This window comes from Caballeronia sp. (genome assembly GCF_028292365.1).
Taxonomy (GTDB): domain Bacteria; phylum Pseudomonadota; class Gammaproteobacteria; order Burkholderiales; family Burkholderiaceae; genus Caballeronia.
Genome location: NZ_JAQGMM010000373.1, coordinates 1 through 7826, shown reverse-complemented (window position 1 = coordinate 7826; position 7826 = coordinate 1). Strand labels below are relative to the sequence as shown.

General features: G+C 59.5%; 6 protein-coding genes and 1 pseudogene. 3 read left to right on the top strand and 4 right to left on the bottom strand.

Annotation, left to right across the window (positions count from 1 at the left end):
- Positions 1 to 233: pseudogene (gene prpD / locus JWR14_RS22925) on the top strand (2-methylcitrate dehydratase); the annotation flags it as partial.
- Between the two features lie 129 nt (positions 234 to 362).
- Here prpD and JWR14_RS22920 read toward each other — a convergent pair.
- Positions 363 to 1436 (bottom strand): AI-2E family transporter, encoded by a 1074-nt coding sequence (locus tag JWR14_RS22920; RefSeq protein WP_299712402.1) that lies wholly within the window; start codon positions 1434 to 1436, stop codon positions 363 to 365.
- Positions 1437 to 1721: 285 nt separating this feature from the next.
- Here JWR14_RS22920 and JWR14_RS22915 point away from each other — a divergent pair, with 285 nt between their 5' ends.
- The gene (locus JWR14_RS22915; protein ID WP_299712405.1) at positions 1722 to 2228 is read left to right on the top strand and encodes an OmpA family protein; all 507 of its coding nucleotides are present in this window, start codon (positions 1722 to 1724) and stop codon (positions 2226 to 2228) included.
- Between the two features lie 21 nt (positions 2229 to 2249).
- Here the strand turns inward: JWR14_RS22915 and JWR14_RS22910 are convergent, their stop codons facing one another.
- The 3 genes from JWR14_RS22910 to JWR14_RS22900 form a co-directional block, all read right to left on the bottom strand.
- On the bottom strand, positions 2250 to 4271 hold the full coding sequence (locus JWR14_RS22910) for an acetyl/propionyl/methylcrotonyl-CoA carboxylase subunit alpha (RefSeq protein ID WP_299712399.1): 2022 nt from the start codon (positions 4269 to 4271) through the stop codon (positions 2250 to 2252).
- Between the two features lie 158 nt (positions 4272 to 4429).
- The gene (locus JWR14_RS22905) at positions 4430 to 6037 is read right to left on the bottom strand and encodes a carboxyl transferase domain-containing protein (protein WP_299712396.1); all 1608 of its coding nucleotides are present in this window, start codon (positions 6035 to 6037) and stop codon (positions 4430 to 4432) included.
- A gap of 16 nt (positions 6038 to 6053) precedes the next feature.
- Positions 6054 to 7235, bottom strand: a complete 1182-nt coding sequence (locus tag JWR14_RS22900) for an isovaleryl-CoA dehydrogenase (protein WP_299712393.1) — start codon at positions 7233 to 7235, stop codon at positions 6054 to 6056.
- A 184-nt stretch (positions 7236 to 7419) separates the two neighbouring features.
- On the opposite strand from JWR14_RS22900, the gene JWR14_RS22895 reads away from it, so the two are divergent.
- A partial coding sequence (locus JWR14_RS22895; RefSeq protein WP_299712390.1) for a TetR/AcrR family transcriptional regulator occupies positions 7420 to 7826 on the top strand: 407 nt, incomplete at its 3' end.

The window sequence follows — 7826 nt, the reverse complement described above, 5'->3', positions numbered from 1 at the left end:
TGACGGTCGAGTTCAATGACGGCTCGAAGTTCGACGAGGTGGTCGTCGAATATCCGATTGGACACAAGCGTCGTCGCGAAGACGGCATCCCGCTTCTGGTCGAGAAGTTCAGGACCAATCTCGCACGGCGTTTCCCGGCCAAGCAGCAAGAGGCGATCCTCGCGGTATCGCTGGATCAGGCAACGCTCGAAGCAATGCCGGTCAATGAGTATGTTGATTTGTATGTGATTTGACCAAGGCAGGACGCGTTAGCCTGTAGTGTGAAAAGGCCGTTCCAACGCGAGTTGATGGAACGGCCTTCAATAAACGCTGCATGGTTCATTGCACCAGCGGACGAGCAATACATGTTCGCCCGCACCCCTTCAATGCACCCAGTCATTCCAAAGCACGACCAGAATCGTCATCAACGCCGGCCCAATAAACAGCCCCACCAACCCGAACGTTTCCGCCCCACCCAGAATCCCGAACAGCACAAGCAAAAACGGCAACCTCGCGGCTCCGCCGATCAGCACCGGCCTAACAGCGTGCTCGGCCACGAACACCACCACAAACCCAAACACCGCGACACAGACCGCCGCCGCCATTGAGCCCTGAGCAAGCAGCCACAACGCTGCGCCGATAAACACAATCGGCGCGCAGAACGGCAGCATCGCGGCGATGGCGGTCAGCATGCCGAGCAACGTGGCGTGCGGCACGCCGGTCACGGCATAAGCCACGCCAAGCAACGCGCCCTCACCCAGACCCACCACCACCAGCCCCGTCACCGTGCTGCGAACCGACTCGGCCATCCGTCGCGCAAGCGACGCGCCATCCGGACCGAACCCGCGCCTCGACGCTTCAAGCAACTGTTCACCGAGCCTCGACCCCGCCTTGAACAGGAAAAACAGCGTAACGAGCATGAAGCCGAACACGACCAGCCCGTGCGCCACCCGACCGCCGAAGTGCCGGGTCATGGCAACCACTGTCGCGCTATGGAAATTCTTCACCGCCGGTGAAGCACTCAGCGGCGTAGCAAGATTTTCCTGCCACCACGCCGATATCTGAGCCGATCCGCTGGGCAGATGATTGACAAGATCAGGCATGGGAATGCCCGTGCGCAGCGATTCTTGAAACCAGCGTATCAAGTCGCGGGCCTCGCTTCCCGCCTGCGCCGCGACCAGGATAAACGGCACGACAAATACCAGCCCGATCACAACGGTCAAAACCACCGCGAGCCAGGTGTGACGCTCCTTGAACATCGGCCGCTGCTCGAGCCAGGTCAGCAACGGCCATAACGCAATGGCGATGACCGCCGCCCACACGACCGCAGGAATGAAGTCGCGGATCATCCAGATCGCGACGGCGACGAGCACCGCGTACAGCAACCCCGACGCGGTTCGTTGCAGACGCCGCGTGCGGTCCTTTTCGTCCGCAGAGGTTTGATCGCGTGGAATCATATAAAACGCCCCGGTTATTTCTTCTTTAAGTGAAAGCCCACCAGCCTGTTTCAAATCCAGTCTTTCCGAGTCTTACGTGCGGGTCTTAAGTGCTGGTCTTAAGCGCAACACCCACTGAGTACCAACCCTGCATTGTAAGTCGGACCGCTATCGGCCAGAATCAAGGCCGGAGCGCTTGCAACCGGCTTTCCGCATGTTGTTCTAATTTCACACTTCGCCAATTCCGTTTCCCTATAATTGGAACCCCCGCCCCGGCATCCGTTCAAGAGACATGCAGTGAAAGCTATCCAAACGATTGTCAACGCGTGTGCAACAACGGCCTTGCTCGCCGGTTGCGCGTCCGGCCTGAATCGGTCGAAGGAAGAAGCGCTCAACCAGAAGGTTGGTATTGTCGTCCATCCGGTGCACGAGGGCGTGGAGCTGCGGCTTCAGGAATCGGCGCTGTTCGACTTCGACGAAGCCTCCATGCGTCCCGAAAGCATCGCCGTGCTCAATCGTGCAGCCGTGCTCCTCAAGCGCAGCACGCGCCCGATCATGGTCGAAGGGCACACGGACAACGTCGGCCCGTTCGACTACAACCAGGCACTGTCCACGGCGCGCGCTAATGCCGTGGGGGATGCGCTAGTCGCACGCGGCGTTCCTGCTGCGCGTATCAAGACAAAAGGGATCGCATTCTTGCAACCGATCGCGACCAACGACACGCCCGAAGGGCGTGCGTTGAACCGGCGCGTGGAGATTATTGTGAAGACGGAAACTGAAGAAACACTACTAGGAAACTTCAAGACGAAATGACGCGCGCAACTCTGTAAGACGTCATTTCGCGGGCTGCACTTCCATCACCAATAGCTGGGCGCCATCGGTAACCTGATCGCCAACGCTAAACAATATCTCACCCACCGTGCCGCCCGCGGGCGCAACAATGGTGTGCTCCATCTTCATGGCTTCCATCACCAGCAGCGGCGCGCCCTTCTCGACCACCGCGCCCACCTCCACCAGCACTGCGATCACCTTGCCCGGCATCGGCGCCGTCAAGCGGCCTTCGCCATGCTCGGCATCGGCGGCATGCGCCAGCAGGTTCTGCCATTCAAACGCCAGCGACGCACCGGCATAGAACACGTGGAACACATCACCGTCGATAAACACGCGCCCCTTGATCCGCTTATCGCCGATCAGAACGACAAATGCATGAGGCTCTTCCCCATGCGACCAGTCGAACGTGAGCGTTTCGCCGAGCAGTTCGAGTTGTTTGTTATCGGCGCGGCCTGACGTTGAGTCGCGGGTAAAGACGGCCAGGATTTCATCGTCCGAACCAACGAGGCGCCAGTTCAACGCCTGCGTGTAGCCACCACTCATCCGCCAGTGGGACAACGCATCCCACGGCGACACACCGTGCGCCTCGCCGCCCTCACGCGTGAGTAACGCAGCGCAAGCCAACGCGAGCGCTTGTGTTTTTGGCACCGTCGACGGTGCAAACAACGTGTCGTGATGACGTTCAATAAGACCCGTATCAAGATCACCCGCCGAGAAAGGAACGCTAACCACAATCCGATGCAGGAACTCGATATTCGTCGACGGCCCCACCACCTCGCATTGTTTCAACGCCAGCGCCATGCGCAGCAATGCATCGTCACGATCATGGCCATGCACGATCAGCTTGGCGATCATCGGATCGTAAAACGGGGTGATGGTGTCGCCTTCACGCACGCCGCTATCAATGCGCACGTTTCCATTCAACTGAAATTCGACCGCGTCGGGCAGGCTCAAATGCTTCAGCGTTCCCGTCGATGGCAAGAACCCGCGCGATGGATTTTCCGCGTAGATACGCGCCTCGATCGCGTGGCCGTTCACCTTCAACTGATCCTGCAACAACGGCAACGGTTCACCACTCGCCACGCGCAGTTGCCACTCGACCAGGTCGAGGCCAGTCACCATCTCGGTCACCGGATGTTCGACCTGCAACCGTGTGTTCATCTCCATGAAATAGAACTGGCCGTCGCCGGTCATGATGAACTCGACCGTCCCTGCCCCCACGTAATTCACGGCGCGTGCGGCCGCGACCGCGGCTTCGCCCATGGCCCGGCGAACTTCGTCGGAGAGGCCCGGAGCGGGCGCTTCTTCCAATACCTTTTGATGGCGCCGCTGCACCGAGCAGTCACGATCGAAGAGATACACGGCGTCGCCATGCTGATCGGCGAATACCTGGACTTCCACGTGCCGCGGGCGCTGCAAATATTTTTCGATCAGCACACGATCGTTGCCGAAACTGCTCGCGGCTTCGCGCTTGCATGACAAAAGCGCCGACGCAAAATCCGCGCTTTTCTCGACCACGCGCATGCCCTTGCCGCCGCCGCCCGCGCTTGCTTTCAGCAGCACGGGATAGCCGATGCCATCGGCTTCTTTTTGCAACAACGCCGGTTCCTGGCTGTCGCCGTGATAACCCGGCACCAACGGCACGGACGCCGATTGCATCAGCGCCTTGGCCGCGGCCTTCGATCCCATCGCGGAGATGGCCTCGACCGGCGGCCCGATGAACACCAGCCCGACCGTCTCGCAAGCCCGCGCAAAATCCTCGTTCTCAGACAAGAACCCATAGCCCGGATGCACGGCTTGTGCGCCGGTTTCCAACGCGGCGCTAATAATCTTCTCGATCCGCAGATAACTCTCGGACGCAGCCGCGCCACCTACGTGCACGGCTTCATCGCAGACGGCTACGTGCTTCGCCTGGGCATCGGCGTCCGAATAGACCGCCACGCTGCCCACGCCTAATCGTTTGCAGGTTGCGGCCACACGGCACGCAATCTCGCCGCGATTCGCAATCAGTTTTTTGTTGAACATGACGAAGCCTTGAATGAAGAGGTCAGCTTTGCATCGGACGGGACCAGGCGCTTAAGCGCCATCTGAGTACCGTTGTCCGCTCTGCATGGGGCAGCACCAAGCGCTGCCGTCCGCGAAGCATGGGGCAGGACTAAGCGCTAAAGCGCCAAGTCCTGCCGTCACATCCGGAACACGCCGAAACGCGTGTCCTCGATAGGCGCATTCATCGAAGCCGCCAGCCCAAGTCCCAGCACGTCGCGGGTCTGCGCCGGATCGATCACACCGTCGTCCCACAGGCGTGCGCTTGCATAATACGGATGCCCCTGTACTTCGTACTGCTCGCGAATCGGCGACTTGAAAGCTTCCTCCTCTTCCTTCGACCATGTACCGCCCTTGCCCTCTATGCCATCGCGGCGAACAGTCGCGAGCACGGACGCGGCCTGCTCACCGCCCATTACGGAGATGCGCGCGTTTGGCCACATCCAGAGGAAACGCGGAGAATACGCACGGCCGCACATGCCGTAATTCCCCGCACCAAACGAGCCGCCGATAATCACCGTGAACTTCGGCACCTTCGCCGTTGCAACCGCCGTCACCATCTTCGCGCCGTTGCGCGCGATGCCTTCGTTTTCGTACTTGAGGCCGACCATGAAACCCGTGAAGTTCTGCAGGAACACGAGCGGAATCTTGCGCTGGCAGCACAGCTCAATGAAGTGCGCTCCCTTTAACGCCGACTCTGAAAAAAGGATGCCGTTATTCGCGATGATGCCGACCGGATGCCCCCAGATATGCGCGAAACCGCACACGAGCGTCGTGCCATATCGGGCCTTGAATTCATCGAAAGCAGAGTCATCGGCAATGCGCGCGATCACTTCACGAATGTCGAACGGCTTGCGGGTGTCCGCGGGAATCACGCCGTAGAGACTATGCGGATCATGACGCGGCGGCAGCGGTTCTTTAAGCGCTACCGGCGAGACCTTCACGCGATTCAGATTGCCAACAATGCTGCGCGCAATCCCCAGCGCGTGTGCATCGTTTTGCGCGAGGTGATCGACGACGCCTGAAAGCCGCGTGTGGACATCGCCGCCGCCAAGGTCTTCGGCGCTAACCTCTTCGCCCGTTGCCGCTTTCACGAGCGGAGGACCGCCCAGAAAAATCGTGCCCTGATTCTTCACGATGATCGATTCATCGCTCATTGCAGGCACATAGGCGCCGCCCGCGGTGCACGATCCCATCACCACGGCGATCTGCGAAATGCCCTTCGCCGACATGTTCGCCTGGTTATAAAAGATGCGGCCGAAGTGGTCGCGATCGGGGAAGACATCGTCTTGATTCGGCAGATTCGCGCCGCCCGAATCGACGAGATATACGCACGGCAAGCGGTTCTCTTCCGCAATCTCCTGCGCCCGAAGGTGCTTTTTAACCGTCACCGGATAGTACGTGCCGCCCTTCACGGTTGCGTCGTTGCAGACGATCACGCACTCCTGCCCCGCAATCCTGCCAATGCCCGTAATCACGCCGGCACCGGGAGCGTCGTCGTTGTACATGCCGTAGGCGGCCAGTTGCGACAACTCGAGAAACGGCGTGCCTGGATCAAGCAATTGGGCGATGCGGTCACGCGGCAAGAGCTTGCCGCGTGACACGTGTTTATCGCGGGCAGCCTGCCCGCCGCCCAATGTGATCTTCGCGACCTTTTCCTTCAGATCCGCGACGAGCGCTTCAAGCGCCGCCGTGTTGGCGCGAAATTCGTCGCTACGTGGATTCAGTTTCGATTCGATGATCGGCATAAGTTTGTCCGCTCGCTCAAGCTGTTTCAGCGAACAGTTCACGGCCGATCAGCATGCGACGAATCTCGCTCGTGCCTGCGCCGATCTCATACAACTTCGCATCACGCCACAGACGGCCGACCGGATACTCGTTGATATAACCATTGCCGCCCAAGATCTGGATCGCTTCGCCCGCCATCCACGTTGCCTTTTCAGCCGTGTAGAGAATCACGCCTGCGCAATCCTTGCGGACCTGGCGGCCATGACCTGCCCCCAGCGTATCGAGTTGCCGTCCCACTGCGTAGAGATACGCGCGGCATGCTTGCAAGGTCGTATAAAGATCGGCGACCTTGCCTTGAATCAACTGGAACTCGCCAATCGCCTGACCGAACTGCTTGCGGTCGTGGATGTACGGCACGACCGCATCCATGCACGCGACCATGATGCCCGTCGGGCCACCCGCCAACACCGCACGTTCATAGTCGAGGCCGCTCATCAAAACCTTCACGCCGCCGTTCAATTCTCCAAGGATATTTTCCTTCGGGACTTCCACGTTCTCGAACACGAGTTCGCCGGTATGCGAGCCACGCATGCCGAGCTTGTCGAGCTTCTGCGCAACCGAAAACCCCTTCATTCCCTTCTCGACGATAAACGCCGTAATGCCCTTCGAGCCGGCTTCGATATCGGTCTTCGCGTAGACCACGAGCGTGTCGCAATCCGGCCCGTTGGTGATCCACATCTTCGTGCCGTTGAGCACGTAGTGGTCGCCCTTTTCGTCGGCTCGCAGCTTCATGCTGACCACGTCCGATCCGGCGTTCGGCTCGCTCATTGCCAGTGCGCCAATGTGTTCGCCCGAGACCAGCCCCGGCAGATATTTGCGCTTTTGCGCTTCAGTACCGTTGCGATGAATCTGGTTCACGCACAGGTTGGAATGCGCGCCATACGACAATCCCACCGACGCCGACGCCCGCGAAATCTCCTCCATCGCGACCATGTGCGCGGTATAGCCCATGTTCGCCCCGCCGTACTCTTCGGAGACCGTCATACCGAGCACGCCCAGATCGCCGAATTTCTTCCAGAGGTCCATCGGGAACTGATCGGTTTTATCGATTTCAGCGGCGCGCGGCGCAATCTCCTTCGCAGCGAAATTGGCGAGCGAGTCGCGCAACATGTCGATGTCTTCGCCCAAGGCGAAATTCAGACCGGGTACGTCGTTCATGCGGATCTCCTTCTTCGGTGTATCGGCTCGAGGTCGGCAGCGTGGTGGTTTTCTACTCAACTATGAGTCACACTCACACGCGTTAATTTCCATGATGGACGGCAGTTTCACGCCGAATACCCCTTCCCGTCAATAGGGATTTGAGCTACGCTCACATCTGGTTCATCATCGTACATGCCTTCTTATGTCCTCCACCCCTGTTACCGGAAATCGCCGCACGCCCGCAGGCGTCAAGTCACAGCAGCGCGTGAAGGACATTCTTCAGGCCGGACGTGATGTCTTCGCCGAAAAAGGCTATGACGCCGCAACCAGCGCCGAAATCGCCCAGCGCGCCGGGATTTCCGAGGCAACCGTGTTCAGCTATTTCAGCGGGAAGCGGGAGTTGTGCGCGCGCGTGATCGCGGATTGGTACGACGAGATCATCGATGCCTTCGAGTCCGGATTGCCGCGCGACGGCAGCGTGCGCCAGCAGTTTGCGTTTATCGTCAGGACGCATTTGCGGCTGATGCTGGTGAACGGGACGGGGTTGTGCGCGCTGGTTATGACGGAAGGAAGGACGAAACATCATGATCTCAGCGATACACTCACCGA